24 protein-coding genes and 1 riboswitch are annotated in these 23,628 nt (G+C 46.5%); of the genes, 20 read left to right on the top strand and 4 right to left on the bottom strand.

The window, feature by feature from the left end; all coding sequences use genetic code 11:
- Window positions 1-27: 27 nt before the first annotated feature.
- Window positions 28-498, bottom strand: coding sequence for a DUF3237 domain-containing protein (locus JCM16456_RS19820; protein ID WP_068717749.1), 471 nt, complete (start codon window positions 496-498; stop codon window positions 28-30).
- Between the two features lie 181 nt (window positions 499-679).
- Between JCM16456_RS19820 and cobU the strand changes: the two genes are divergently transcribed.
- Window positions 680-1,246: a bifunctional adenosylcobinamide kinase/adenosylcobinamide-phosphate guanylyltransferase gene (cobU, locus tag JCM16456_RS19815; protein WP_068717747.1), complete on the top strand. Its 567-nt coding sequence runs from the start codon at window positions 680-682 to the stop codon at window positions 1,244-1,246.
- Complete coding sequence (locus JCM16456_RS19810) at window positions 1,239-1,856, top strand: histidine phosphatase family protein (protein WP_068717745.1); 618 nt, start codon at window positions 1,239-1,241, stop codon at window positions 1,854-1,856. The genes cobU and JCM16456_RS19810 overlap by 8 nt, the downstream gene beginning before the upstream one ends.
- Here JCM16456_RS19810 and JCM16456_RS19805 read toward each other — a convergent pair.
- The 3 genes from JCM16456_RS19805 to cobA are packed head-to-tail and all read right to left on the bottom strand — an operon-like array spanning window position 1,853 to window position 4,607.
- The gene (locus JCM16456_RS19805; protein WP_068717743.1) at window positions 1,853-2,716 is read right to left on the bottom strand and encodes a GHMP family kinase ATP-binding protein; all 864 of its coding nucleotides are present in this window, start codon (window positions 2,714-2,716) and stop codon (window positions 1,853-1,855) included. The two genes, JCM16456_RS19810 and JCM16456_RS19805, sit on opposite strands and share 4 nt — an antisense overlap.
- On the bottom strand, window positions 2,709-3,788 hold the full coding sequence (cobD, locus tag JCM16456_RS19800) for a threonine-phosphate decarboxylase CobD (protein WP_068717741.1): 1,080 nt from the start codon (window positions 3,786-3,788) through the stop codon (window positions 2,709-2,711). The genes JCM16456_RS19805 and cobD overlap by 8 nt, the downstream gene beginning before the upstream one ends.
- A gap of 45 nt (window positions 3,789-3,833) precedes the next feature.
- Window positions 3,834-4,607 carry a uroporphyrinogen-III C-methyltransferase gene (gene cobA / locus JCM16456_RS19795; RefSeq protein WP_068717739.1) on the bottom strand — a complete coding sequence of 258 codons (774 nt, stop codon included), beginning with the start codon at window positions 4,605-4,607 and terminating at the stop codon, window positions 3,834-3,836.
- Window positions 4,608-5,238: 631 nt separating this feature from the next.
- A riboswitch (cobalamin riboswitch) is annotated at window positions 5,239-5,420 on the top strand.
- A gap of 59 nt (window positions 5,421-5,479) precedes the next feature.
- Between cobA and JCM16456_RS19790 the strand changes: the two genes are divergently transcribed.
- From JCM16456_RS19790 to JCM16456_RS19705, 18 genes are all read left to right on the top strand, one after another.
- Window positions 5,480-7,087, top strand: a complete 1,608-nt coding sequence (locus JCM16456_RS19790; protein WP_197655222.1) for a cobyrinate a,c-diamide synthase — start codon at window positions 5,480-5,482, stop codon at window positions 7,085-7,087.
- Window positions 7,084-8,034, top strand: coding sequence for an adenosylcobinamide-phosphate synthase CbiB (cbiB, locus tag JCM16456_RS24020; protein ID WP_068717737.1), 951 nt, complete (start codon window positions 7,084-7,086; stop codon window positions 8,032-8,034). Before JCM16456_RS19790 ends, cbiB begins: the two co-directional genes overlap by 4 nt.
- A 9-nt stretch (window positions 8,035-8,043) precedes the next feature.
- A complete protein-coding gene (locus tag JCM16456_RS24015; RefSeq protein WP_068717735.1) occupies window positions 8,044-8,742 on the top strand; it encodes a cobalt-precorrin-8 methylmutase in 699 nt (232 codons plus the stop codon).
- Window positions 8,739-9,947, top strand: a complete 1,209-nt coding sequence (cbiD, locus tag JCM16456_RS19775) for a cobalt-precorrin-5B (C(1))-methyltransferase CbiD (RefSeq protein ID WP_068717733.1) — start codon at window positions 8,739-8,741, stop codon at window positions 9,945-9,947. The genes JCM16456_RS24015 and cbiD overlap by 4 nt, the downstream gene beginning before the upstream one ends.
- Window positions 9,944-10,549: a cobalt-precorrin-7 (C(5))-methyltransferase gene (locus JCM16456_RS19770; protein ID WP_068717732.1), complete on the top strand. Its 606-nt coding sequence runs from the start codon at window positions 9,944-9,946 to the stop codon at window positions 10,547-10,549. The genes cbiD and JCM16456_RS19770 overlap by 4 nt, the downstream gene beginning before the upstream one ends.
- Window positions 10,536-11,111, top strand: a complete 576-nt coding sequence (locus JCM16456_RS19765; protein ID WP_068717730.1) for a decarboxylating cobalt-precorrin-6B (C(15))-methyltransferase — start codon at window positions 10,536-10,538, stop codon at window positions 11,109-11,111. The genes JCM16456_RS19770 and JCM16456_RS19765 overlap by 14 nt, the downstream gene beginning before the upstream one ends.
- Entirely contained in the window at window positions 11,098-11,862 is a 765-nt protein-coding gene (locus JCM16456_RS19760) for a cobalt-precorrin-4 methyltransferase (RefSeq protein ID WP_068717728.1), read from the top strand. The genes JCM16456_RS19765 and JCM16456_RS19760 overlap by 14 nt, the downstream gene beginning before the upstream one ends.
- A complete protein-coding gene (locus tag JCM16456_RS19755) occupies window positions 11,849-12,937 on the top strand; it encodes a cobalt-precorrin 5A hydrolase (protein ID WP_068717726.1) in 1,089 nt (362 codons plus the stop codon). The genes JCM16456_RS19760 and JCM16456_RS19755 overlap by 14 nt, the downstream gene beginning before the upstream one ends.
- Window positions 12,922-13,725: a precorrin-3B C(17)-methyltransferase gene (locus JCM16456_RS19750; protein WP_082712391.1), complete on the top strand. Its 804-nt coding sequence runs from the start codon at window positions 12,922-12,924 to the stop codon at window positions 13,723-13,725. The genes JCM16456_RS19755 and JCM16456_RS19750 overlap by 16 nt, the downstream gene beginning before the upstream one ends.
- Window positions 13,722-14,537 carry a precorrin-6A reductase gene (cobK, locus tag JCM16456_RS19745; protein WP_068717724.1) on the top strand — a complete coding sequence of 272 codons (816 nt, stop codon included), beginning with the start codon at window positions 13,722-13,724 and terminating at the stop codon, window positions 14,535-14,537. Before JCM16456_RS19750 ends, cobK begins: the two co-directional genes overlap by 4 nt.
- Before the next feature lie 67 nt (window positions 14,538-14,604).
- A complete protein-coding gene (gene cbiK, locus JCM16456_RS19740; protein ID WP_068717722.1) occupies window positions 14,605-15,381 on the top strand; it encodes a sirohydrochlorin cobaltochelatase in 777 nt (258 codons plus the stop codon).
- A 25-nt stretch (window positions 15,382-15,406) separates the two neighbouring features.
- Window positions 15,407-16,132, top strand: a complete 726-nt coding sequence (locus JCM16456_RS19735) for a cobalt-factor II C(20)-methyltransferase (RefSeq protein ID WP_068717720.1) — start codon at window positions 15,407-15,409, stop codon at window positions 16,130-16,132.
- A 99-nt stretch (window positions 16,133-16,231) separates the two neighbouring features.
- On the top strand, window positions 16,232-17,782 hold the full coding sequence (locus JCM16456_RS19730; RefSeq protein WP_068717718.1) for a cobyric acid synthase: 1,551 nt from the start codon (window positions 16,232-16,234) through the stop codon (window positions 17,780-17,782).
- Window positions 17,783-17,784: 2 nt separating this feature from the next.
- Window positions 17,785-18,543, top strand: coding sequence for an adenosylcobinamide-GDP ribazoletransferase (cobS, locus tag JCM16456_RS19725; RefSeq protein ID WP_068717716.1), 759 nt, complete (start codon window positions 17,785-17,787; stop codon window positions 18,541-18,543).
- Between the two features lie 38 nt (window positions 18,544-18,581).
- Window positions 18,582-19,640: a nicotinate-nucleotide--dimethylbenzimidazole phosphoribosyltransferase gene (gene cobT, locus JCM16456_RS19720; protein ID WP_068717714.1), complete on the top strand. Its 1,059-nt coding sequence runs from the start codon at window positions 18,582-18,584 to the stop codon at window positions 19,638-19,640.
- Between the two features lie 932 nt (window positions 19,641-20,572).
- Complete coding sequence (locus JCM16456_RS19715) at window positions 20,573-21,424, top strand: DUF6602 domain-containing protein (RefSeq protein WP_068717712.1); 852 nt, start codon at window positions 20,573-20,575, stop codon at window positions 21,422-21,424.
- A gap of 119 nt (window positions 21,425-21,543) precedes the next feature.
- Window positions 21,544-22,158, top strand: a complete 615-nt coding sequence (locus JCM16456_RS19710) for a hypothetical protein (RefSeq protein WP_068717710.1) — start codon at window positions 21,544-21,546, stop codon at window positions 22,156-22,158.
- A 110-nt stretch (window positions 22,159-22,268) separates the two neighbouring features.
- Window positions 22,269-23,609, top strand: coding sequence for a hypothetical protein (locus tag JCM16456_RS19705; protein ID WP_068717708.1), 1,341 nt, complete (start codon window positions 22,269-22,271; stop codon window positions 23,607-23,609).
- The last annotated feature ends 19 nt before the right edge of the window (window positions 23,610-23,628 follow it).

The following is a 23,628-nucleotide window of genomic DNA, read 5'->3' as shown; positions in this document are numbered from 1 at the left end:
GTTAGCAACGGTGACGAGTTTGGCCGCTTACTTAACGCGATACATATCGAGGAACACACCGGTTGCACTGCGTGCAGCGCTGCAAACAAAGAGTGATTCGGTTAACCATTTCAGGTTGTCGCTGTACACTTCAAAGGTTGGCGTGGTTTTAAAGTAGATCTCGTCTTTAGGGATCTCGTTAAAAAAGCTCATGTCGTCGCTAAACAATTGGGCGCGCCATTGCTCTGGGATACGACGAATGCCGTTATTTTCGATATAGAAGGTATCGCCGTCTTTGGTTTCAACTGCGTAACGTGCCGAAAGATGACATAACCCCTCACAGTCGATGATTTGTGAATCGATGCCACCAGGAAGCACTTTTCCTTCAATAGCGCCGCTCACAATACCGGAGGCGATCGGGATTAATTGGCGTTTACCAAGGGTTTTAGATTGGCTGACGACAACGGGTTTGTCGACCTTAATTTCAATGCGAAATGAAAATTCAAATTCTGGAAACATAAGTACACACAATAGTAGGAAATTTTAGACAAAACTGTGAATATTCAACAAGATCTGCAAGAGATCGTTTGGGAATATACGGTTTTTATTGTTACCATATTCAGCCTAGCTAAGCCACGTTTTTCGTGGTTTTCTAACACGATTCACCGTGCTTTTTAGCGGCTGATTGAAAGGAATTTAGATGACAGTCCATTTTTTACTGGGTGGTGCACGCAGTGGCAAATCCAGTTATGCCGAGCAGTTAGCACTGGCGTGTAAAGCTCAATCTCAGAGCAAACAATTGCACTACATTGCGACGGCTGTCGCCTTTGATGATGAAATGCGCCGGCGTATTGAACTGCATCAGGAGCGTCGTGGAACACAGTGGCATAATCATGAAGAGCCAACGGAACTTGTCTCGCTGATTGAAAAGTTTTCTGTGCAGGATGTGGTACTCATTGATTGTTTTACCCTATGGATGAACAACATCATCTACAACAATGGTGATACCGCAACGGCTGAGATGATAGATGCGCAAGTTAAGCAACTCGTGCTGGCTCTTTCGCGCAGTCCTGCGACTTACTATTGTGTCTCCAATGAAGTTGGTTTAGGCATTGTGCCGCTTGGTGAAGTAACTCGTTTGTATGTCGACCATGCGGGTTGGATGAATCAGGCGATTGCCAAGGTTGCCGATACCGTGACTTTTATGGCTGCTGGTTTACCTTTGGCAATGAAGGGTGGGCCGGTCGAGGAGTTTCCCCATGACTAAGTTAAACTTTTATCTGATTCGCCACGGTAAAACCGTACAACCCAACGCGCTAAATGGTGCAACGGATGTGTTGGTGAATGATGATATTCAAGATGAAATGGCGGCTTGTATCAAAGCAGGTCCGGTGAAAAAGATTGTGAGTTCACCTCTGCGTCGCTGCTTTGATGTGGCTGATCGCCTGTGTCGGGAGCAGTTCGATATTCAGGTTGATCAGAGCTGGCGTGAGCTAGATTTTGGCGTTTATGACGGTGTTCCTTATGATGAGTTAGGGGATGCTTGGGCAGAGCTAGAGGCTTTTTGGGCCGATCCATTAGCCAATCCGATACCGGAATCGGAACCTTTAGACCAAGGTTACTATCGTGCAGTGGCAGCGTGGAAACATCTGGTTGAACAGGCGCAAGAAGACACCATAGTGATCACCCACGGCGGGATGATCCGTTTTGTGTTGGCACACCTTCTCAATGTGGATTGGAAAGATCCCAAGTGGTATAGCGTGCTGAACATTACCAACCAGAGCGTTACTCATGTTCAGCTGCTGCGCTATGAAGGGAAAGCGTTTTTTAGCGTTCAAGGTGTTGGTCTGCCGTTGACCACCACGACCTTTGATTAACGCACCCCACCTTGAATGAGCTGTTGTCGATGTTGAGTGTGGTAAAAACCAAGCACATCGATTTGGCGAATTTGATGAGCTATTTTTTCCACATCGTGGCGGGATTCATCGTACATAACACCGATAACACTGCCACTGTGGGCAAGGTTAATGCCATACAAACCTTGGCGTTCTACCATGTCTAAGATGGAGTAAAAGAGCGGTTTTGGCAGCACTTTTTGGCTTTCAATGGCGCTCAGAGTTGCCGCTTCACCCAGTAATGCTTTGTCTTGTTCGTCCACGGCATTACGCAAAAGGCGGTGGGCCTTTTCCAGTTGGTCTGAAGATGCTTGTAGGGTTTCATAACGACGCATGCGGTGGTAATCCGCCGTCTCTAAGCTAATCGAACTTTCCAATACCAACAGATTAATAGGATCAATCGTCCCCATGGTTTCAATCACTTCGCCTTGGTTATGGTCAAAGAGGGTTAGGGCATTAAAGATGGTTCCGTCGGTTGGCTCTAATGAGGCGCACAAATGGCCAATTTCCACCTCAGTGAGTTCGCGATTAAAATAACGGGCTGTGGCCATCAAGGTTGCTGCGATGTCGGCAGTGCTGCTTGCCATCCCCTTGGCTTTCGGAATATTACTTTCAACATGGATAGAAAGTTCTTTCGCGGCTTCTTCTGGCTGACCAAGAAACGTTAACGCTAAATTGAAAGCCTTACGTGCCATAAAGCCGGTATTGGTGGGAAGATCGGGGTTTCGACTGACCTCAACCGTTGAAAACCAATTAATTGGGCAGGAAACCAATTTTTCATTGCCATTAATCCAGCCTTGAATTAATTCACCACAGGAAGCGGGGCAACTTGCTTTAGCCATGATGTAATACCTCTTTTAATGCCGAAATCAGCTGGATATTGGCCGCACGGGATTTGATTGCAATACGATAAAACTGTTGATTTAACGTTGGGTAATTGGCGCAACTGCGAATCAATATGCCGTGTTTCATCATTTGAGCTTGCAGCTGACTATTTGGCTCAAGATGTTTAAAAAACAGATAATTGGCGCTTGGCCTATACATCGTAATGCCTGAAAGTTGACTTAATTCCTGCCAAACAAATGTCTGCTCTTGCTCTAACCAGTGTAGGGTGTTCTTTACAAATTGGGTATCAGAGAACAGTACTTCACCCGCTAAAGCGGCAAGCGCATTAATGGTCCATGGTTCACGCTGTTCCCGCATCTGGCCAAGCAATGCGTCATTCGAAGAAAGCAAATAACCTAGACGCAAACCGGGCATGGCATAGAACTTAGTTAAAGAGCGCAGAATAGCGAGATTTGGATAATCAGCCAGTTGAGCCACTAAGCTTGGCGTGTCTCCCATAAAATCGATAAAGGATTCATCAATAAACAGCGCAATATCGAGTGCATGGCAACGGGCGACGATTGCTAATAATAAATCGTGGTCTGGCATTAAACCGGTGGGGTTATTGGGCGTACACAAGAACAAGGCATCTAAGGAGGCGTCGAGTGCGTCGAGTAACTTGGGGGTCAATGCAAACTGTTCGGATTCTCGCAAATTAAATTGCACGATTTCGCAATCGACGCGCGCTAAGGCGCGGCGGTATTCGGCAAAACTTGGCTCAACAAGAAGCGCCTTTTTCGGCTTTATGTGATTGGCCCACAGAAAAATCAGTTCAGTTGCCCCATTGCCCGCAATCACCTGTTGTACGGGCAGTTGGTGATGGGCTGCGATCGCTTGGTGCAACTTGAGATAATCAATATCTGGGTAGTGTTCAACACAATCGAGCTGCTCGATAATGGCTTGTTTCACACTGTGTGGCATACCTAAGGGGTTAATATTGGCGCTAAAATCAATGACCTGCTCCGGGTTTAAACCGTGCTCTTGTGCCATTTGAATGACATTTCCACCGTGCTGCCCACTTTTGGCCATACGCGCTTCCCAAATGATATTGATGTTGTGTTGTTATAAGGCCACTTACTGGTTAAGTACTAACGATTGTATCTCGTGATGCGTGGCAGTAAATTCCAAAATTGTGTGTTTTTCCGCGACCTTACCGATGACGATCAGGGCTGGAGAGCGTAATCCAGCGTCTTGCACCAAGCTGGCGATGCTGTCTAAGTTACCGCACACCACTTGTTGCTCTTTACGTGACGCATAGCGAACCACGGCAACCGGGGTGGAGGCATCTTTGCCACACATAATAAGCGACTGACAGATGTGACTTAGCTGGCTCATTCCCATTAACACCACTAAGGTGCCATCAAGTTTGGCGTATTGTGACCAGTCCACCTGATCTTTCCCTTCTTTACGGTGTCCGGTAATGACATGAAAAGAAGAGGCACAATCACGGTGAGTTACAGGAATGCCTGCGTAGGCTAATCCACCAATCGCAGAGGTGATGCCCGGTACGACTTCAAACGGAATATGATGTGGAATTAGCGCTTCTGCCTCTTCACCACCGCGACCAAATACGTATGGGTCGCCACCTTTTAGCCGAACAACATTCTGCCCCTGAAGTGCATGTTTTATCAAGATATTATTGATTTCTTCTTGTGGGATAGGATGAAAGTTAGGGGTTTTGCCCACATTGATCAATTCACACTGAGCGTTTGCTTCATCAAGCAGTTCTTTACACACAAGTCGGTCGTAGACCAAGACATCGGCTTGGCGAATGCAGTGTAAACCTTTTACGGTAATAAGGGTTGGATCTCCTGGACCTGCTCCGACGAGCCATACTTTTCCTGGCATGTTTACTTTTCTCTTTATTCAGTGAGGAAAATCGTTGAGCGGCCTTGCTCACGATTGGCTATCACTATGTTATTGATGTTATTTGGTATCTGCGTTTGACAGTACCATCGCTGATCGCGTCTTTTTTTGAGCCACGACAATAATGTGTCAGTTAATAACGATTTACGAAAAAATAAATAGAGAAATAAACAGCAGAATATAAAAGCGGCGCGAAAAAATGAAATTATTTCAATTTATAGATGAATAAAATTCAATTTAGCTGAAGGAATAATCAATGTGGAGAAATATTTAAAGTGCCTGATTTACCGAGAAGAATTTATTTTAACCAATTAACTAAAGATAGAAAGAAAACAGAAATATCTTGATCTATATCATGGATGAATAGCGGTAAATATTAATATGGTAGCACTTTAATTTTGTGTAACAGCACGAACATGGCAAAGACGAATACAGCTCATTGGCTGTTTAATTAAGCATCTTGGTTGCAGTTAGCCAAAAATTTGTGCTGTTATTCTCTGTTAGCGTGATGTGGCTTAGTTAGGATGTGGATTAGTTACATTAAAGATGAAGGGAATGTGGCGCAAAGCGCATGTCGCTTGGGATAAGCTTGAGGTATAGTAAGCGCGTTTATTTATTTGTTTATCATAGAGATGCGCATCGTGTGAGCGATGCTCCGGAAGCGAGGTGAGAATCCTCCGCAGCCCCCGCTGCTGTAATGCTGACAATTTGGCTAACACCACTGTTTTAGAAAACGGGAAGGAGCCAAAGCGAATGACGCTAAGCCAGAAGACGAGTCACTATGAATTCCAAAACTTCTTCGGTGGGAAGAGAGTGGAAACAACCAGAACAGGTCATGCCGCAAGGTAGGCTTTGTGTTGATTGTTTTTCAAAACTCTCCCTATCAAGGACTAACTTATACCTTGTGGTGGAATATGAAAGCATTTGTGATTGCCGGTACAAACAGTGGTTGTGGAAAAACGACCATGACGTTAGGTTTGCTAAAGGCGCTAACCAATCGCGGTTTAGCGGTGCAACCTTATAAAGTCGGACCGGACTATATTGATACTGCTTGGCACACTCGTGTCAGCGGTGTGGCATCGCGTAATTTGGATGCCTTTATGCTGCCAGCAGACACCATGCGTTCTCTTTTCTACTCTCATACTCGTAAAGCAGATATCGCTGTCATCGAAGGGGTAATGGGCCTTTACGATGGTTATGGCGTTGATCCACATTACTGCAGTACCGCCGGCCTTGCTCGTGATTTGAATTTGCCGGTAATTTTAGTCGTGGACGGGCGCGCTGTGTCGACCTCTGCCGCTGCAACCGTGATGGGGTTCCAACACTTCGACCCAGAACTCAATATCGCAGGGGTGATTTTCAATAACGTTAATTCCGATTCTCACTTAGATTTGATTCGCGCGGCAGTGGAAAAATACTGTCAAATACCCGTCTTAGGTCGCCTGCCTAAGTTGCCAGCAATCGAATTGCCCGAGCGCCATTTAGGGTTGTTGACCGCGCAAGAATCTTCACGATTTGATCCTCATTGGCAAACTCTTGCAGAGGCGATAGAAGAGCATATCGATTTAGATGCCTTGCTGGCGCTAAGTGAGATAGAAGATCAGGGCGCAGACATCAACGAATTTGCTTTCCCCGATCTCAATGCATTGCCAGAATCCTATGCAGAGTCCGATCAAGAAGCAGACCAAGCGGGAGCGGGTTTAACTATCGCGCTGGCCCACGACAACGCGTTTAACTTCTATTACCAAGACAATCTCGATTTACTCGAGCAGCAAGGCGCGACCATAGTGCGCTTTAGTCCTCTAGATGATGAAGCCGTACCTGAATGTGACTTAGTGTATATCGGCGGCGGTTATCCGGAATCGTATGGCGCAGCATTAGCGCAAAATAGCAGCATGCTTGCATCACTGCGCACGCTCCATCAACAAGGCACCCCCATTTATGCCGAATGCGGCGGCTTGATGTACCTCGGCGACAGCCTCACCACTTACGAGGACACACACCCTAAAACTACTAAAACTAACGGGGACACACACCTTTCCGCACATCCATTAACGGGGACACACACCCTAAATAAAGGGAATGTTAAGGGGGACACACACCCTATGGTGGGGATTCTACCTGGCCGTAGCACTATGACCAAGTCATTGAAAAGATTTGGTTACTGCTTTGCTACCGCCAACACCAATACGGTGATATGTCCGCAAGGAACAGTGTTACGCGGTCACGAATTTCATTATTCAGAGTTTACGACTGAGCTTGAACCTGTGTTCGATATGACCAAAGAACGCGATGGCGAAATCATTTCGCGTTGGGGTGGTGGTTATCAAGTTGGCAATACTTTAGCGACCTATCTGCACCTGCATTTTGCTCAACAGCCAGAGCTAATTAAGCACTGGTTTGCTCTTGCAAAAGAGAACCAACTTTCACGCACTAAACCAATAAACGAGGCAATAAAATGAGCCTTATCATCATCTGGTTTGCGTTTATGCTCGATTGGCTGATTGGCGATCCGCCCAATTGGCCGCATCCGATTCGTTGGATTGGTAATTCCATTAGCTGGATGGAGAAATGGCTGCGCAGCTTAGGTGAAAAACCGCAGTGGCTCTACATCGCTGGTGGTATTTTATGGCTGATTGTTGTCGGTGGAAGTTACGCGGTCACTCAAGGTTTGCTGTTTAGTCTGTTCCACTGGCACTGGTTACTGGGATCCGCAGTCGAGCTTTGGTTGGCAGTGACGGTATTGGCGGGTAAATGCCTGAAAGATTGCGCTTTGGATGTGATGAAGCCTTTGATGCAAGGGGATTTGGGGCAAAGTCGTATCATGCTCTCTTACATTGTTGGTCGTGATACTTCGCAATTGGAAGCGCCGCAAATTACTCGCGCCACGGTTGAAACCGTGGCGGAAAACAGTGTCGATGGTGTGTTTGCGCCTTTGATGTACCTGTTTATCGGTGGGGTGCCGCTTGCCATGGCGTACAAAGCGGTTAATACCCTTGATTCGATGGTGGGTTACAAAAACAACCGTTACCGCGAGTTAGGCTTTGTTTCTGCCAAAATGGACGATTTATTCAATCTTATCCCGGCACGTTTAGGCTGGTTGCTCTTAACATTTGCGGCTTGGGCACTGAATTTTAACTGGCGCAATGCGCTGCACATTGGTTGGCGTGATCGCTATCAGCATAAAAGCCCTAATTCAGCTTGGTCGGAAGCGACTGTTGCTGGGTCGCTCGGTATTCGTTTAGGCGGTCCAAACCGCTATTTTGGTGAAATGGTCGATAAACCGTGGATTGGTGATCATCACCGAGACATCGAGCCACAAGATATTGTTCACACTAATAAAATGATGTTTGTCGCGTCATGCGCCGCACTGATTATTTTCACACTTTGTTTTTGGATTATTCATTAGGGAATCATTATGACCTTTATTCAACAGCCGCAACTCATTGAAAGTACGAGCTTTGAAATCATCGACGGCATCATCGCGGAAGAATTTCCCGATTACCGTTTTCACAATGAGTTGGAAAAAAAGGTCATTACCCGTGCCATTCATACCACGGCGGATTTTGATTGGTTGGAAATCCTAAAATTTTCACCGGATGTGTTGGATAAACTGCAACAAGCGATTCTTTCTGGTTGCACCTTAGTTACCGACACCACCATGGCGCTATCAGGCATTAACAAACGTTTATTAGCCGAATATGGCTGCGAAACGCGTTGTTATATCGCCGATCCTGAAGTGGCCGAGATTGCCAAAGCCAACGGCATTACTCGCTCTATGGCCGCGGTCGATAAAGTGGTGCAAGAAGAAGGCAACCATGTGTTTGTGTTTGGTAATGCGCCAACGGCGTTGTTCCAATTACTCAGCCATGAAGCGCGTTTTGATGCCGAAAATTTACCCATCGCCATTGGTGTACCCGTGGGCTTTGTTGGTGCGGCGGAATCGAAACAAGCCCTACACGAAAGCCGTTTCCCACATATTGCAGCGCTCGGTCGCAAAGGCGGTAGCAACGTGGCGGCGGCCATTATTAATGCGGTGCTTTACCACATTCGCGATACGGCAGCCGACACTGCAAAAGCCCAAGCACAAGCCGATCACGATAAGGCAAACGCATGAGCGAAGAGACTCAGCAAGCCTCACCGATTAGCGCGAGTGCCAGTCCCGGTGGGGAAGAGTTAGTTTGGCATCGTGGAAAGTCTTATCGCAAAGGTTACACCACCGGGTCGTGCGCTACCGCTGCGGCAAAAGTAGCTGCCTTGATGATTGCGCGCCAACAGCTGATTTATCAGGTATCGATTGTGACGCCATCGGGCGTGACGCTCAATTTGAATGTGGAAGAGCCTTCTATTCAAGGCAATGAAGCGGTCGCGGCGATTCGTAAAGATGGTGGCGATGATGTGGATGCCACCCACGATATGCTGATTTTTGCGCGTGTGTCCTTGTTAGAAGAGAGCACCGACATTGAAATCACTGGTGGAGAAGGCGTGGGTGTGGTGACGAAAAAAGGCGTCGGCTTGCCGATTGGTTGGGCAGCAATCAATAAAACGCCACGTCATACCATCGAGCAAGAAGTGCGTGGTGTGATTGGCCCTAATCAAGGGGCGAAAGTAGTCATCTTTGCTCCAGAGGGAGAAGAGCGAGCCACCCGCACTTACAACGCTCGGTTAGGCATTGAAGGCGGTATTTCCATTATCGGTACAACCGGCATTGTGACGCCGATGTCGGAAGAGAGTTGGAAACGATCCCTTGCCATTGAGCTTGAGCAAAAGCGCGCTTTTGGTATGGAAGAAATCATTTTCGTGCCGGGCAATCATGGCGAACGCTTTGTTACCGATGAGCTGCATTTAAGCGGCGATCTGGTGGTGAACATGAGTAACTTTGTTGGCTACATGCTGCAAGAGGCCAATCGCCTGCAATTTAAACGGGTGATCATGGTCGGCCACTTAGGCAAGTTGGTGAAAGTGGCGGCGGGGGTATTTCATACGCACTCCCATGTGGCGGATGCGCGCATGGAAACCTTGGTCACGCATTTGGCTTTACTTGGCGCGCCAAACGATCTGCTCAAAGCGGTGTTTGCGTGTCCAACCACCGAAGCGGCGATGGAACTGATTCACGAACAAGGTTTCGATGGCGTGTATAACGAAATTGCCAAAGCGATTGTCGAGAAAGTCGAGCATATGCTGCGTTATGCCACGCATAAGATGACTTGCGATGTGGTGCTGTTTTCCTACGACAACATCGTGCTTGGTTCAAACCGACCAGTGAGCGAGATTGTTGGCGAGGTAGCCGATAAGTCGGTTCCAAAAGGAGACTTAGCATGATCAGCGTAATTGGTACCGGACCCGGCGATAAAGCGCTGATCACCCATGCAGCGCAAGCTTTGATCGATGAAGCGGATGTGCTGGTTGGCTGGCGACGTCTCCTTAGTGAATTTGATGAACACCCCGCAGAAAAACATCTGATGGGCGTCGATATCGATGCCACCATCGAATGGCTGCGCGTTAACCAAACGCGCAAGATTGTGGTGCTCGCCTCGGGCGACCCCATGTTGTTTGGCATTGGTAAACGCATTGCCGAAGCCTTTGCTGAGCATGAGCGCCAAATTGTACCGGGCATCAGCTCGATTCAAGCGCTGTTTAGTGCGGTGGGGCTGGATATGAACGATGTGTACATCACCAGTAGCCACGGCAAGCAGCCCAATTTGGATTTTATTTTAATGCACGACAAAACGGCATTAGTGACCGACAAGGTGATCGGCCCTTATCAAATCGCACAGGAAATCCTGTCGCGCGGCTTCAAACGGACCATGATCATTGGTGAAAACCTCGGTTACCCAACCCAAAGGATTTCTGTGCTCGCTCCCGAGCAAGTGCAGGCAGAATACGACATGAATGTGGTGATAATAGTCAATGAAAGACAGTGAATTTTTACGGGGCGAAACCGTCCCAATGACCAAGCGTGAAGTGCGCTCGGTAGTATTAGAACGATTGGATTTACATCACGCGAGTCGCTTTGTGGATGTCGGTGCAGGCACCGGTAGTGTCGCGATCGAAGCGGCAATTCGTCATCCTAATTTGAACATCATCGCCATTGAGCAAAAACCACAAGCGGTTGATTTGATCAAAGACAACTGCCAGCGTTTTGGCTGTGAACAGATCAAAGTGATTCCGGCAAAAGCGCCGTGTGATTTCACCGGTCATGTGGATGCGATGTTCATTGGTGGCAGCGGCGGTAATCTTACCGACATCATCGATTGGAGCCTAGAGCACCTGATGGAAAAAGGGCGTTTGGTATTGAGCTTTATTTTGCAAGATAACCTTAACGAGGCGCTTAACCACCTGAAACAGTGTGACGTAGACGATCTCGATTGCTGCCAAATTTTGGTGTCTAACTATGCCACACTCGGCAAAGGTTACTACTTCAAACCAAATAACCCGACCTTTGTGGTGTCGTGTAAAAAGGGGAAAGCTCATGGCAACGTATGATCCTTCGATGGTGTACTTCGTGGGGGCAGGTCCCGGCGACCCAGAACTGATTACCCTCAAAGGCTACAACATTCTTAGCCAAGCCGACGTGGTGATTTACGCGGGATCGCTGATCAATAAAGAGCTGCTCAATTACTGCAAACCAGAAGCAGAATGTCACGACAGTGCGTATTTGCACCTTGATCAAATCACCGAATTGATGGTGAGCGGCATCAAAGCTGGCAAGCTGGTGGTGCGTCTGCAAACTGGTGATTTGTCGCTGTACGGTTCAATTCGTGAACAAGGGGAAGAGCTGGGTAAACACGGCATTGGTTTTCGCTCTGTGGCGGGGGTCTCTTCTTTCTTGGGCGCAGCGTCGGAATTGGGCGTGGAATACACGGTTCCTGAAGTGTCACAAAGCTTGGTGATTACCCGCATGGCAGGTCGTACGCCAACGCCGGAATTGGAATCGATTGAACGCTTTGCGGCCCATCAAACGTCGATGGCGATTTTCCTTTCAGTGCAAGGCATTGAGAGTGTGGTGAAACAGCTTCTCAAAGGCGGTTACCCACAAGAGACGCCAGCGGCGGTGGTGTACAAAGCCACGTGGGATGATTGCCAAATCATTCGCGGCGATTTAACCGATATTGCTGAGCAAGTGAATGCAGCTGGCATCAACAAAACCGCACTGATTTTGGTCGGGCGCTTCTTAGGGGAAGAGTATCACTACTCCAAACTCTACGATGCGGAGTTTAGCCATGAGTATCGCTGATCCCGCAAGGGTATCGTTACTCTCGTTAACCCCGGGTGGGCAGGCATTGGCCGAGCGCATTCAAGCGTTGTGGCCGGTGAAATGTTACTGCGCCGAGAAATACCTCAAACCGGGTTTTACTGCGTTTAGTGGCAGTTTTGCTGCCACCTTAGCGGAAGCTTTTGCTCGCGACGAAGCAATCATCGTGATTGGTGCGTGCGGGATTGTGGTGCGCACCTTAGCACTACTAGTGCAAGACAAACTGCACGATCCTGCCGTACTGGTGATGGATGAAAAAGGGCAGCATGTCATTAGCTTGCTGTCTGGGCACATTGGCGGCGCGAACGAACTGGCGTGTCAATTGGCGGCTCGCGTGGGCGCAACGCCAGTGATCACCACCGCAACGGATGTGAATCAGATTTGCGCGATTGATGTGTTGGTCAAGCAACTTGGCGCCACCATGGTGGATTTTCGTGACGCGGTAAAAGTGCTTAATCAAGCCTTGGTTAGCGGTGAAAAAGTAGGGATCTATTTTGATCAGTGCACAATCGCTTGGCTCGATTTGGATCTCAATCGGCTTGATTTACGTGGTCTAACCCAGCTTGAGCAGCCAAGCGAAGCGGGTTATTGCGACCATGTACTGCTGGTCTCGATGCAGCAAGAGTTAGGTGAGTGGTCGGCACTTTCAAATGCTTATCATATCGTGCCGCAGCAACTTGTTGTCGGCATGGGCTGTCGCCGCGACCTTGAACCGAGCTTAATGGCGCAGAGCTTTGCTGAATTACTGCAAGAGCGCAATTGGCATCCTTTGGCGTTAACCCAGTTTGCCAGCATTGATGTTAAACACGATGAGCCTGCGATTTTGCAGTTGGCTCAACAGTATTACGCTTCGCTGAGCTTTTTCAGCGCGGCACAATTAAACGATTCGGGCTGGAGTGGCCCAGAATCAGAGTTTGTTAGAAAAACGGTCGGTGTTGGCGCCGTTTCTCAGCCCTCAGCCTGGATCATAAGCCAAGGGTGTTTGGTCGGAGATACCGTGAAACAACAAGGCATGACCTTCACTTTTGGAGTTAAAAAAGCATGTTATACGTGGTAGGTATTGGCCCTGGTGGCCTAGATATGATGACCTTTGAAGCGCGCCGCGCCATTGAAGAATCGGACATCGTTGTGGGTTACAAAACCTACACCCATTTGATGAAAGAGCTGATCAAAGATAAAACCGTCATCAAAACCGGCATGTGTAAAGAGATTGAGCGTTGCACCACGGCGCTTGAGTTGGCGCAAGAAGGCAAAACCGTTTCTATCATCAGCAGTGGTGATGCGGGCGTGTATGGCATGGCGGGCTTGATTTTAGAAATGGTGACACGCCAAAAATGGGACGTGGAAGTGAAAGTGATTCCGGGCATGACCGCCAGTATTGCTGCCGCTTCTGTGCTTGGCGCACCTTTGATGCACGATTTTTGTCACATCAGCTTGAGCGACCTATTAACCCCTTGGGAAGTGATTGAACAACGGGTGAAATCCGCAGCCGAAGCGGACTTTGTGGTCTGTTTCTACAACCCACGCAGTCGCGGTCGCGAAGGTCATTTGAAACGCGCGTTTGAACTGATGGCACCGTTTGTCGACGGCAAAACGCCAGTGGGCATCGTCAAAGAAGCGGGTCGTCGTAAAGAAGAAAAATGGATCACCACGTTCGAAGAGATGGATTTTGAATTGGTTGACATGCGCACCTTGGTGATTGTCGGCAATAAATCGACTTACATTGAAAATGGCTTGATGGTAACACCGCGCGGTTATGAAGTGGCACGAGATGATGCAGCTGATGAAAGTGCGCCGGTAGAAGAAACGACAACTGACGCTGAACTGGCAGGCGAAGCACAGTGAGTTCTCCTAAGTTATTGGTCTTTGGTGGCACGTCGGATTCCATTACCGTATGTCGTGAACTGGAGCAATTAGGCATTCATTACACCTTTTCTGTGGCGACCGATGCCGGTCGCCAAATGGCGCAAGGCAGCGATGGCAAGCCTTGCATTCAAGGTGAATTGATTGTCGGGCGCATGGATGTCGCGCAAATGCAGCAGTGGATGACCGACCATCACATTACCCATGTGATTGATGCGGCGCATCCATATGCGCAAGAGCTGCGTCAAAACATCATGACCGCAAGTATCGGGTTAAACCTGCCGTTGGTGCGCTTTGAACGCCAAAGTCAACATATTGATCATGAACTGATTACTCGGGTGGAATCGGTGCAGCAAGCGTGCGAAGAGATAAAAAGCCAAGGGTGGCAGAAAGTGCTGCTCACCACCGGCAGTAAAGATCTCGGCACATTTTGCCAGCAATTACCGGAGCAAAATTTGATTGCCCGTGTATTGCCGATCGCCCAAGTCATGCAGCAATGTGAAGCGCTTGGTTTGGGCGTGGATAACTTGATTGCCATGAAAGGGCCGTTCAGTGAAGCCTTCAACCATGCGCTATACAAAACGGTCGCACCGGATGTGATGGTGACCAAAGAATCGGGTCAAGCGGGCGGCTTTTTAGAAAAGATGCGTCCGTGTTTAGAACTCGGCATTGCGTGTGTTGTGATTGAACGTCCACAGCCGGTGCTCAGTGGGGAATACCACGCCGTGTTAAGTGAATTATCCGCTTGTCAGTCCCTGTTTACCCAGTGGATTGGAACCCAAGAACACGAATAAATAGACTCTAATCGAGATGCGGATGAAGCACCTTTGTGCGCGCATCTCCCTTAATCTGGAAAGAAACATGAAAAAAGCCTTGTTAGTGATCAGCTTTGGGACCAGTTACCCAGAGACAATGGAAAAAAACATTGTGGCGTGCGAACAGACTTTAGCTGACGCTCACCCAGATCGTGATGCGTTTCGTGCGTTTACTTCTTCAATGATCATTAAGAAGTTAGCTCGTCGCGACAACGTACAAATCAACAACCCAGAGCAAGCGCTGCAAGCTTTGTTGGATGCGGGTTACGAAGATGTTCTAGTGCAATCGCTGCACATCATTAATGGTGATGAGTACGAAAAAATCGCTCGTGAAATTAAGAGTTTTCAAGGCAAATTTGCTCGTTTGAACATCGGCTTGCCTCTGCTGAGCAGTTATGACGATTACCAAGATTTGATTGCGGCACTGAAACATCAATCGCCTAAATTGGCAGCAGATGAACGCCTTGTATTGATGGGGCACGGTGCCACTCACCATGCATTCGCTGCGTATGCGTGTTTAGACCATATGTTAATGGATCAAAAGCTGCCGATGGTGGTGGGCGCTGTAGAGAGCTACCCAGAAATCGAAACCGTGATTAAGCGTTTGCATAAAGAACAGGTGCGCAAAGTGTACCTGATGCCGCTGATGCTGGTGGCTGGCGATCACGCCACTAACGACATGGCATCAGACGAAGAGGATTCGTGGAAAACCGTGATCACCCAAGCGGGTATTGAAGCTGAGCCTATCGTGCAAGGGTTGGGTGAGAACCCAATGATTCGTGACATGTTTGCAGAGCACTTAGCGCAAGCGCTAGCAGAATAACAAGGAACCAATATAAGTGAAGGAAATGAGTAAAGGAAAACTGTACGCCATGGGCACAGGCCCCGGCGCGAGTGATTTGATCACCGTGCGCGCAGCGCGTTTGCTCGGTAAATTAGATGTGCTGTACGCGCCGGCTGGGCGTAAAGGCGGAGACAGTTTAGCGCTCTCTATTGTGCGTGAATATCTTGGTGAACAAGTGCAATTGGAAGAGCGTCATTTCCCCATGACCGCCAATGCGGATGAAAAAGCCGAAGTGTGGGATGCCGTAGCGCAAGACATTGAACACGATGTGCGGGCGGGTAAACAAGTGGGCTTTATTACCCTTGGCGACAGCATGCTGTTTGCTACTTGGGTCTTCCTACTTGAACGTTTACACGACAAGAACTTGCCGATGGAAGTGATTCCGGGCATTTCTTCTTATTCTTGCATTGCTTCTGCGGCGCAATTCCCACTGGCGATGGAGCAGCAATCCATGGCGGTGATGTCGTGTACCGCAGAGCCAGAAGTATTAACGGCTGCCTTACAAAATCACGAATGTGTGGTGTTGATGAAGGTGTATGGTCGTTTCCAACAAATTCGCGAACTGCTGCGAGAGTTGGATTTAGTCGATCACGCGGTAATGATGGCCAATGCTTCCATGGACACAGAAGTGACGTATCGCGATTTAATGGCGGTGCCCGATGACGAGAAACTGCCGTATTTCTCAACGATTGTGGTGAACCGTGCATGGAGCGCGAAAGTTTCCGGTTAAAAATGACGGGTTAACAAACAAGGCGTTATCTTAGATAACGCCTTTTTGATATTATCCGAGCCTGATAATGATGAAAAAAACAAACAAAAAGGAGCGGGCATGAGTCGCGCCATTATGATTCAGGGAACGGCCTCTGACGTTGGGAAAAGCATTCTTGTAGCCGGTTTGTGCCGCATTTTTAAACGTAGAGGTGACGCTGTCACTCCATTTAAAGCGCAAAATATGGCGCTCAACTCTGGCATCACCAAAACCGGTGAAGAGATGGGGCGCGCGCAGATTTTTCAAGCAGAAGCCGCTGGCATCGATGCCGATGTGCGCATGAATCCGGTGTTACTCAAACCCACTGGTGAACGCCGCTCGCAAGTGATTGTGATGGGCAAAGTGCTCGACAATATGGAAGCGGTAACCTATCACGAATACAAACCCCAGCTACAACAAAAAGTGTGGCAAGCCTTTACAGAACTCACTCAAGAGTTCGACACCGTGGTGCTCGAAGGTGCGGGTAGCCCAGCAGAAATTAACTTGCGCGATCGCGATATCGTCAATATGGGCATGGCGGAGCTGATTAACGCCCCGGTGATTTTGGTGGCGGATATCGACCGCGGCGGCGTGTTTGCTTCTATCTACGGCACCATCAAGCTGCTGGCTCCCCAAGAGCAAGCACGCGTCAAAGGCGTGATAATCAATAAATTCCGTGGCGATGTCGCGTTACTCGAATCCGGTTTACGCCAAATCGAAGAACTGACCGGCGTGCCAGTGATTGGTGTGGTGCCGTATCTTAATGTGGATCTAGAAGAAGAAGATGGTGTGGCACTGCAGCCGGAAAAACTGCGTCAGCAACTCGGCATTCACAGCGACCGTGAAAAGCTCGACATCGTGGTAGTGAGCTTGCCGCGTATCTCCAATTTCACCGATTTTAATGCGTTAGCGGCGCAGCCCGATGTGCAGCTGCGTTACGTGAATCAACCTGCCCAAATTGGCAAACCGGATCTTTTGATCATTCCCGGCAGCAAAAACACATTGGGCGATTTAACGTATCTCAATGAATCGGGTTTTAGTGCGGTGATTCAAGATTTGGCAGCTCAGCAAGTGCCAGTGCTTGGCATCTGCGGCGGCTATCAAATGCTGGGTAAACAGCTGATTGATGGAGTAGAATCGGGCATAGACCAAATGGCGGGCCTTGGTTTACTCAATACCGTGACGCGTTTTGCTAAAGAGAAGCACACCACGCAAGTGATGGCGCAAATGGTCTCTGGGTCGGGGCTTTTTTGCGACGATACCACGCTGCAAGGCTATGAAATTCACATGGGCGACACCGAATTGGGTGAAGGCATGCAGCCTTTAACCACGATTCAATCGCGTAATGGTGACGTTGTCACTGTGAGTGATGGTGCGGTCAGTGCCGATGGTTTGGTGGCGGGCACCTATATTCACGGACTGTTTGATAGCGGTGCGTATACACGCCGTTTACTCAACCGATTACGTCAACGCAAAGGACTACAACCTCTAGCGGATGACGTGTTTGATTATGTGGCTTACAAAGATAGCCAGTTTGAACTGCTTGCCGATGAACTTGAAAAAGTGCTTGATATTGAACAGCTTGAGCGCATTATGAATGATTTCCCACTCACGTTGGCAGAGGATAATTGAGCATGAAACTGTTTTTCGCAACCCTGCAATTTATGAGTCGTATTCCGGTGCCACAGCATTGGACCGATGGCTTTGAATTCAAGGATTCATACAAAGGGATCATCTATTTCCCTTGGGTTGGCTTGATACTCGGTGCTTTAGCGGCGTTTGTGACCCACGTTGCTGCGGATTATCTGCAACTGGGTAACGGCGTGAGCGCAGTAATTTATGTACTGATGATGGCGATATTGACCGGAGGCTTACACCTCGATGGGCTAGCGGATACCTGTGACGGTATTTTCTCGGCGCGCACGCGCGAGCGTATGCTCGAAATCATGAAAGATAGCCGTATTGGTACGCACGGCACTCTGGCCTTGATTTTTGGTTTGCTTCTAAAAGTGATGTTAGTCGCCAAACTGCTGCAAATGAATCCACATGCAGCGTATGCCACGTTGATCATAGCGCCAGTGGTCAGCCGCGCCTTGATGTCGGTCTTGATGTACGAGCAAGAGTACGCCCGTGAAAATGGCTTAGGGAATATTTTTATTGGCAAAATTGGCGGCCAAGCGTATCTCATCACCTTATTAACCTGCTTTATTTTGCTGTTTTTTGCTGTCGGTGGCATGGCGTTTGGCGTGTTTATTTTGTCTTATCTCTTTAGTTTGCTTTACCGTTATTACATTAATCACAGTTTAGGTGGGCAGACAGGAGATACGCTAGGAGCCGGTAACGAATTGTTTGAAATCATAGTATTGCTGTGTGCAGCGAGTATGATTGCCTAACAGCGTTAAGTAAGAGTAATTAGTAGGAGTGAGCGCTAATGATGTCTTTAGTCGCGTTAGCGGAAAGTATCCTTCCCGTTGATGATGAGGTTCGTACTGAGGCTCAACATCATGTCGAGAGCCTGTTCAAACCCGTGGGTAGTTTGGGACAGCTAGAGCAACTGGCCTGTCAATTGGCAGCAATTTACCGCACGACAGAGTGGCAAATCGGGCGTAAAAAGATTTTTGTGATGGGCGCCGACCACGGTGTGTATGATGAAGACGTTGCTGTTTCTCCTCGAGAAGTTACCGCAATTCAAGCCATAAACACGGTTAAGGGCGAGACAGGAGTCGCTGCGCTTGCCTTTGCGAACCGAGTGGCTGTAGAAATGGTCGATGTGGGTATCGATAGCGGAGTATTACCCGGTGTCACCAACCTCAAAGTGGCACGAGGCAGTGGCAATATCGCTCAAGGCCCAGCCATGGCCTATGACGTTGCAGAAAAACTGATTATCGATAGCGCCTTATACGTACAAGAGTGCATTGATCGTGAAGCGCTTAAAGTGATTGGTATTGGGGAACTCGGTGTCGCCAACACCACTCCCGCAGCGGCGTTAGTGTGTGTGATTACGCGCCGTGACCCGATTGATGTGGTCGGCTTGGGGGCGAATTTGCCTAGCGACCGTTTAAAGCACAAGGTATCGATTGTGCAACAGGCGATTGACGTTAACTTTCCTAACCCAACGGATCCGGTGGATATCTTAGCGAAAGTGGGTGGCTATGATGTGGCTGCCATGACAGGGGCGATTTTAGGCGCAGCCGCCAAACAGATTCCAGTGGTGCTCGATGGCTTTATTTCCTATGCAGCCGCGCTACTGGCGTGCCAAATTGTGCCTAGTGTTTGGGACTATTTAATTCCGTCACATCGCTCGGCAGAAAAAGGCGCTGAAATGGTGTTAGAGCAGCTGCAACTCAGCCCATTTATTGACATGGAACTGCGTTTAGGAGAGGGCAGTGGCGCAGTACTTGCCATGCCATTTATCGATGCCGCGCACGCCATGTATAACCGCATGGGTAAGATGGAAGATAACGGACTGGAACTGCCTAAACCGGTATAAACCGATTTTCCCCGCAATACGAAACAACGAGCCTGTTACACAGGCTTGTTGTTTATCACCCCAAAGCAATAGCCCCAAAAGCAATTCCGCTCGAAATCTGTTACATCCCATCGACGAATTAACTATACACACATCAAATACCCCATAAAAATCGAAGCAAAATAACACTTTAGGGTGGTAAGGACGTTACTCCTTTGGTATAACCCATATGCAATCTGTGTATGTAAATCAGTGTCAATTTCTGTCAAGAAAGGGCGGTAGCTTGGCAAATTTTAATTTACTGTATATGCATACAGTCATAACAAAAACCGCCTGTGGATAGATTAAAAAGACAATGTCGGCATTTTCTGAGGTATGACCAGAGGGTAACTGGCGGTTTTACTGACAAAATGTGGTTTTGTATGAGACAAAATTTTAGTTTTATAAAGACAAGAAAATCCAGATGTTGTCTTTATAATATCTGTTAAAAAGCTGCAAAAGGGCAAAGCTAATTTAATAGGTTTGGTTCTGTGTTCGCTGCAATATTCGAGTCAGTTTTAGCATTTTCTTTGTTGTATGTTTCCGTTTTCTTTGGTGTAAGCCGTTTGAATTTATCGCAGGGCTAATATCGCCATTTAACAGGCTCGCCAACTCGGCATCATCAAGTGGCAATTAGCTGTTCCTTACTTCGGTGGGCGGCAAGTTCATCAACCACAAACAAGTCTGATGATGTTGATTGTTTTGTCGTGGTTACATCGTGGAATGCAGCACTTGTTGATAGCGCATGACTGTCTTAAACCCAAAGGTTGCTGTAAGGTAAGTGGTTACAGTATAAGCTTTTTTTAACAAGGCGCAGCAGCAGACACTATTAAGTTGGGCGGGCGCTGTTTAGAGTCAAATATTTGCTGGCACAATGGCTAGGTGCTGCTGTGCTAGGCGTTAGGAATATGAATATGTCGAGTAATATTTATAGAAATTTATTAATTGAAAAAATTGGAAAGCTAAGTGATGACTTTAATAGATCCGAAACAATTTTTAGAGATCAAGAGGACAAGATATTTCACCCTGGTGAATTTGGTCAATATCGAGAACGCGCAGTAGAAGAGCTTTTAAAACTATGCATACCACAAAATTTTGGTATTACAAATGGTTTCATAATTACTCAAGATAATAGGAAAAGTACTCAATGTGATTTAATCATATATGATAAACAATCTTGTCCTAAGTTAGTCGATTCATCGCACACACATTTTATTCCTGTTGAAGCAGTTATAGCTATTGGCGAAGTAAAGTCTCAAATCAGATCTAGATCTGAAATGGAAACAATTTTAGATAAGATGGCTAGAAATAAAGCATTAAAACATTTGCGGAATAGCACAAGAACCACAAGAAAAATTTATGCTCCAGATGAGGATAATGGTTTACCTTTTGATTCTCAATATTTTAGATTTGATGCTATCTTTTCGTTTGTAATCTGTAAATCTTTTACTGAAATGCCTGAATCAGGCTTTAATTATTGTGCTGATGTTGACATAGCTGATTACCATAATTTTATAGCCAGTTTAGATGTTGGTCATTGTGCATATTGTTGTAATCCCTCTTGGGAAATGTTTAGAGTTACTCATAACTATCATTATCCTCAAACAAGAAGAGAGCTACATAATCAAGAATTTAAGGCTCCTATAGATGATGAAGTTCCTTTGGCAATAGGTTTACTTGTAAGTGCCTTATATAATCATTGTAAAATGGCAACGTTAGTAGAATTTGATCCTGTAGAGTATATATCAGACAACGTCGTAAGGTAGTTCCTAACAAAACGAATCAATTGACAAAATATATGTCACGAATTTTGCTTCGCAAAATGTAGCGCCATATATTTTGCAACTGTTCTATGCGTTAGATTTCATTGAAAGTAAGGTGGAAAATGTCTGAGTCAGAAGTCCAGAAAACGAATGGGTACGATCTTCATATTGCATACATTAAGTATATCGCATGGTTAATTGTTTTTATTATTTCGCTTTGTACAGTCAAACCTGTACTAACTGCGTTTGAGAGTAAATTACCCATGTTTGTCGATAATCTACAATCTGTGAAATTCGGCAATTACCTTGAGCTAAAAGTAAAAGATGCAGCAAAACAAAAAGGGCTAAAAGGCATCCCTGAAGAACTATCAAAACTGACAGAAAAGGAGATTGAGACTCTACTTTATTTCGGACCTAGAAACTGGTCTTTTGGTAGCTATGATGGAAAGTTTCTTTATATTCATAATGCACATCAAATTAAAGAATTTAAGTCTCTCGAGAAAAAAGGTTTCTTGTCTTTTTCGAAAAACATTGATTCATATTTTAAGACTATAGAATCAAAAGGATTTGTGAAAGTTAGCGAGAATGACACTCAATGGAAATATCAAACCCAGCAAGTTATTCCTAAAAGTGACTATAACACAATTACGGCTAGTATAAGGATAACGAAAAAAGGTACTCAATTAGCGCATGCAATTATAGAAGTAGTATCGAGAGAACTGAAATCTAACAAGTAAATTAAGAACGGACGCATAAAGGTTGGCTTGCGCTCATTCTTCGCTAATGTTAGCCAACCTTTCTACGCCGCTTATTTAGGCGTTATACGATTTGGGGGGAATATTGAGAAATGTCACATTTATCAGACATGGAAGAGTTGTTGCAAAAGATCTCTGATAACTCCATGTCAGTCTACATGAAAGAGGCATTGCAGTGCTATAGCGCGGGTGCTTACCGTGGCTGTATCGTACTTTCATCGATCGCATTATTTGATGATTGTGTGCGCAAATTGGCTGAAATTCGGCATTTGAACAAAGTTGCAAGACGGATTCATGATGAGGTAACTAAACGCCAAAACAACCAAGATGTTTATGAAAATTACTTATTGGAGCAACTTGCTGCAAATAAATTGATCTCTGAGTTAGACTCCTCTACAGCAGAGGTAATAAAAAATAGGCGTAATAAGTCAGCTCATGCCTCTGGACATGCCCCTTCCGCAGAGGAGGCTAGATTTATCTATTTCGAAGTTATTGATAAATTTTTAAGTAAAAAGGCTTTTAGCTCTAAAGTCCTTGCAGATGAAATACTAGTGCGGTTGGAAAATAGAAATTTCTTTTATTCTAGCGATATCCGTGATGTGAAAGTCACAGTAGAGCACGAAACGAGTTTATTGCATAACGATGGTTTTCCATACCTTTTAGCTAAGCTGATAGATAACATTAGTGGTGCAGATAAGCAGCTGTCTCAAAACTCTCGATATTTCATAGACGGCATTTCTTGTATAAACAATGAACAGTGGAACAAATTGCTTGTAAGTCAGCTGCTTGAGAAAAAATTGGATGACACTGACTATAGCTCTCAATGTTTAGCAACTGTATCAATTTCTCCAAAACTGATATCGAGACTGTCTGCAACAGCTAAAGAACGTTTGGTAAAATGTATCAACAAGAATACCCGAGAAACTCCGAATAGTTCTTCAGTGAACAGTCCCGCCCAACTATTTGAAAATATCTTACGAAAAGCTCCTGAGTTGGTTGAAAATCTGCATGACGAATGCTTTGTTTTTGTTAGCAAGCATTCGTATTTAGAGTTTACTCCCAAACTCGCCCATGAATCAGGTGACCTTTGGGAAAAATATCAAGAGCTGTTGTTGCAAAGAGCAGGTTCTTCTACTTTTGATACAGCTAACACTTTTTCTCGTAGCTTTAACGTTGTCGAAGAGCAAGTTATTAAAAACTCGACAGATGTATACGCATTAAAATTATCAATCGCCATAAAACAGGCGGCTGATTGGGGGGCATGGGCGGCTGAATCTATTATCTCAAATAAGTTTGATGCACTTCCTGTATTGCAAACTAGAGTCAAGCAATATCTAGAACAGTCGCCAACCGAGGCAACGAAGATACTTCAAGATGCTTTTGACTCGAAAGTAACAGCCTCTAATTTTCTAAGTCGTTACATCGTAGAATAAATCGTATAACAAACGAGTA

The organism is Vibrio tritonius (assembly GCF_001547935.1).
In the GTDB taxonomy this organism is placed as follows: Bacteria; Pseudomonadota; Gammaproteobacteria; order Enterobacterales; family Vibrionaceae; genus Vibrio; species Vibrio tritonius.
Note: the sequence above shows the minus strand (reverse complement) of the source record. Positions and strands in the feature narration are given on the sequence as shown.

Bases quoted from the DNA above. Each gene is read 5' to 3' on its own strand.
- JCM16456_RS19820 (WP_068717749.1), bottom strand. From the start codon at position 498: ATGTTTCCAGAATTTGAATTTTCATTTCGCATTGAAATTAAGGTCGAC.
- JCM16456_RS19730 (WP_068717718.1), top strand. From the start codon at position 16,232: ATGAGTCGCGCCATTATGATTCAGGGAACGGCCTCTGACGTTGGGAAA.
- cobU (WP_068717747.1), top strand. From the start codon at position 680: ATGACAGTCCATTTTTTACTGGGTGGTGCACGCAGTGGCAAATCCAGT.
- cbiK (WP_068717722.1), top strand. From the start codon at position 14,605: ATGAAAAAAGCCTTGTTAGTGATCAGCTTTGGGACCAGTTACCCAGAG.
- JCM16456_RS19750 (WP_082712391.1), top strand. From the start codon at position 12,922: ATGTTATACGTGGTAGGTATTGGCCCTGGTGGCCTAGATATGATGACC.
- cobS (WP_068717716.1), top strand. From the start codon at position 17,785: ATGAAACTGTTTTTCGCAACCCTGCAATTTATGAGTCGTATTCCGGTG.
- JCM16456_RS19770 (WP_068717732.1), top strand. From the start codon at position 9,944: ATGATCAGCGTAATTGGTACCGGACCCGGCGATAAAGCGCTGATCACC.
- JCM16456_RS19715 (WP_068717712.1), top strand. From the start codon at position 20,573: ATGTCGAGTAATATTTATAGAAATTTATTAATTGAAAAAATTGGAAAG.
- JCM16456_RS24015 (WP_068717735.1), top strand. From the start codon at position 8,044: ATGACCTTTATTCAACAGCCGCAACTCATTGAAAGTACGAGCTTTGAA.
- cbiD (WP_068717733.1), top strand. From the start codon at position 8,739: ATGAGCGAAGAGACTCAGCAAGCCTCACCGATTAGCGCGAGTGCCAGT.
- JCM16456_RS19760 (WP_068717728.1), top strand. From the start codon at position 11,098: ATGGCAACGTATGATCCTTCGATGGTGTACTTCGTGGGGGCAGGTCCC.
- JCM16456_RS19755 (WP_068717726.1), top strand. From the start codon at position 11,849: ATGAGTATCGCTGATCCCGCAAGGGTATCGTTACTCTCGTTAACCCCG.
- JCM16456_RS19765 (WP_068717730.1), top strand. From the start codon at position 10,536: ATGAAAGACAGTGAATTTTTACGGGGCGAAACCGTCCCAATGACCAAG.
- JCM16456_RS19705 (WP_068717708.1), top strand. From the start codon at position 22,269: ATGTCACATTTATCAGACATGGAAGAGTTGTTGCAAAAGATCTCTGAT.
- cobD (WP_068717741.1), bottom strand. From the start codon at position 3,788: ATGGCCAAAAGTGGGCAGCACGGTGGAAATGTCATTCAAATGGCACAA.
- cbiB (WP_068717737.1), top strand. From the start codon at position 7,084: ATGAGCCTTATCATCATCTGGTTTGCGTTTATGCTCGATTGGCTGATT.
- JCM16456_RS19805 (WP_068717743.1), bottom strand. From the start codon at position 2,716: ATGGCTAAAGCAAGTTGCCCCGCTTCCTGTGGTGAATTAATTCAAGGC.
- JCM16456_RS19710 (WP_068717710.1), top strand. From the start codon at position 21,544: ATGTCTGAGTCAGAAGTCCAGAAAACGAATGGGTACGATCTTCATATT.
- JCM16456_RS19735 (WP_068717720.1), top strand. From the start codon at position 15,407: ATGAGTAAAGGAAAACTGTACGCCATGGGCACAGGCCCCGGCGCGAGT.
- JCM16456_RS19810 (WP_068717745.1), top strand. From the start codon at position 1,239: ATGACTAAGTTAAACTTTTATCTGATTCGCCACGGTAAAACCGTACAA.
- cobA (WP_068717739.1), bottom strand. From the start codon at position 4,607: ATGCCAGGAAAAGTATGGCTCGTCGGAGCAGGTCCAGGAGATCCAACC.
- cobT (WP_068717714.1), top strand. From the start codon at position 18,582: ATGATGTCTTTAGTCGCGTTAGCGGAAAGTATCCTTCCCGTTGATGAT.